Annotated in this window: 4 protein-coding genes and 1 pseudogene; all 5 read right to left on the reverse strand. The window is 28.1% G+C overall.

Annotated features, from left to right (window positions below; all coding sequences use genetic code 11):
* Nucleotides 1-381: TIGR01741 family protein (locus CD116_RS06060; protein ID WP_103325213.1), on the reverse strand; the 381-nt coding region annotated here is incomplete at its 3' end.
* A 358-nt stretch (nucleotides 382-739) separates the two neighbouring features.
* A pseudogene (locus CD116_RS06065) lies at nucleotides 740-853 on the reverse strand (DUF5080 family protein); the annotation flags it as partial.
* Between the two features lie 99 nt (nucleotides 854-952).
* Complete coding sequence (locus CD116_RS06070; RefSeq protein ID WP_047529267.1) at nucleotides 953-1,636, reverse strand: DUF5079 family protein; 684 nt, start codon at nucleotides 1,634-1,636, stop codon at nucleotides 953-955.
* 210 nt (nucleotides 1,637-1,846) lie between these two features.
* Nucleotides 1,847-2,338, reverse strand: coding sequence for a TIGR01741 family protein (locus tag CD116_RS06075; RefSeq protein ID WP_047529265.1), 492 nt, complete (start codon nucleotides 2,336-2,338; stop codon nucleotides 1,847-1,849).
* Nucleotides 2,339-2,348: 10 nt separating this feature from the next.
* Nucleotides 2,349-2,579: TIGR01741 family protein (locus CD116_RS06080; RefSeq protein WP_142381042.1), on the reverse strand; the 231-nt coding region annotated here is incomplete at its 5' end.

The raw sequence follows: 2,579 nt of genomic DNA on the forward strand, positions 1-2,579 counted from the left end.
TAATGGTCCAAATTCTGAATTCATCCAATCGACATAATCAAATAAAACATTCAATTTACCATCTCTTGTAAAGTCAAATTCGCATGATGTCCATGGTTCTAAATCTTCTTCTTTAAATGCGTTTCTTAACTTCTTAAACAGTCTATATAAATCCGTCCACAAATCATAAAATACTTTTTCAGAGACACTATACTCTCTAGGGATATATGTGTAATAATTCAATTCATCGCTACCTGGTTTAGTATAATTAAAAACGACCTCTCCACCTTCATCATCTACGTAGGCAATTGCATATATCTTTTCCCATTCTATCGGTATCATGCCATCAATCTCATTTGCAATCTCATTATACATTTGACTTAACTTTTCCTCGAAAGTCATGTTATCACCCCTATATTTTCAAAATAGATATTGGTTTCATTTCCGTTAAATAAAAAGCACTAAACAACACCTCTACGTCGCTTAATGCTTCTCCAAATTAATATTACTCATTTTATACCTAAATACACTAATGGAACTAAAATAACTGCAACTATTGTTACGATAACTAGAATTCTAAATAATTTCGAGTCTTTTTCAGTATTATATTATTTGTAAATAACAACCCTAAAACTCCTGCTCATTATTTTGTCTTTCAATTTATTTAACTATTTATAATTATAGTAAAAAATATATTAATAGTATATACTTTTTCACCATTTCTTAAATAAAAATTTACCAACACCTATATGTAATACAATTATAATAATCTTGATAAAATCATATTCAGAATAAATAACCAACAACTGAAAAATATTAGATTTATTACAACAAAAGCAAACGTTCCTTTTCTAATTCTCATAATCAAATCCCATTAATATCAATCCACTCAAATCCATTCACATCATTGAGTAAAAAATGTGTTGAAGTTGATTTTTTATATAAGTATACTCCACAGAATTTATAAAATTGTTTAGTCATCATTTTCAGTGTTTAATTCAAAAATATAGAATCTACTGTATTGCATAATAAATTGAAAGGCTACAAATTGTGTACAAGCAATAATAATGATACTTACCATTATGACAAACTTGGATTCTACGACATTGGGCACCAATATATATTCGATAATTCTTTCAATATATATAAATGCGCTCAACGCAGTTAATAATAAACCAAAATGGGTTTTAGTTTTACCACCCCAACGTTTTGTTACTTTAGGTAATTTTAATAACGTGAACATTCCGCCAATTACTAATAACAAATAACTAATTATGATTGAAATCGTGCCCATCAACCAATAATTGAATAAATCATAATGGTTTTGTACAGCAACAAAATAATAAAGGTTACATGTTGCAAATACTGCGGTGATAGTAGTTAGCACATTTATAATAACTAAAAATCGGGCATATATTTTCTTATATTTCTGTGCGCTTTCCTTTTCGAAATCTATAAATCTAATCCATTGAAGTAAACTAATTATGATAATTATTAATTCTATAATTGTCGTTATCTTTAAATAATTTGGAAACCTTTCATAATCTAAACCAAAAAAGAAAGTCAGACATGAAAAAAGTATCATAAATAATGATGCTAAACTTAAGGCTTGTGCACCTGGCTTTCGAAGAATGTCTATATTTTCCTTAGTAGTCATATTTACCTAGCTCCTATACATTGATTTTGTAATAGCATATTACGTATTTAAAGCTATAAGTACTTAGATTCTTTTCGTTTAAAAGTATAAAAACCTAAAATTATCTTTATATTATTATTTGATGACAACTTTATGGTCTCGATTGCTTTTTACTTAACCGCTAAAAAAGACTAAACAAAGCTTTATTGTTTAGTCTCACATGAAGATAATCTATTCCTCTTGCTCTTTAATACACTTCTCTACTTCTTTAACTTTATTAATTTCATATTCCGTTTCTGGTGAAATTCCAAATTTTTTGTACATATAATAATTTTCTTTTGCTATTTGTCCAAATTCTAATTTAGTCCAATCAATATAATCAAAAGATACGTTTAATCTACCCTCGCTTGTAAAGTCGAATTCGCATGATGTCCATGGTTCTAGTCCTTCTTCTATAAATATTTCTCTTAGTTCCTCAAATTGATCATGCAACTCATATACTGAATCCATAAAGCTTGATTTCAATATATTATACTTCTTTATCACACTTGTATAGTAAAATAATTCCTCACTTCTTGGTTCAGTATAATGGTAAAACACTTCTCCACATTCTTCATCGATATATGCCATTGCATATACTTTTTCCCACTCTACCGGTATCATGCTACTAATCTTATTCGCAATCTCGTTATACATTTCATTTAGTTTTTCTTCGAAAGTCATGTTATCTCCCCTATTGTTCAGCTTCTTCTTGCTCTTTAATATATTGTTCGATTTCTTTAACTTTATTAATTTCATATTCCGTTTCTGGTAAAATTCCAAATTTTCTATACTTATAGTAATTTTGTCGACCTATTTGACCAAATTCTGAATTTATCCAATCTATATAATCAAATGAAACTTTTAATTTACCTTCTCTTGTAAAGTCAAATTCGCATGATGTCCATGGTTCATGTCCTTCTTC

The organism is Staphylococcus schweitzeri (assembly GCF_002902405.1).
In the GTDB taxonomy this organism is placed as follows: Bacteria; Bacillota; Bacilli; order Staphylococcales; family Staphylococcaceae; genus Staphylococcus; species Staphylococcus schweitzeri.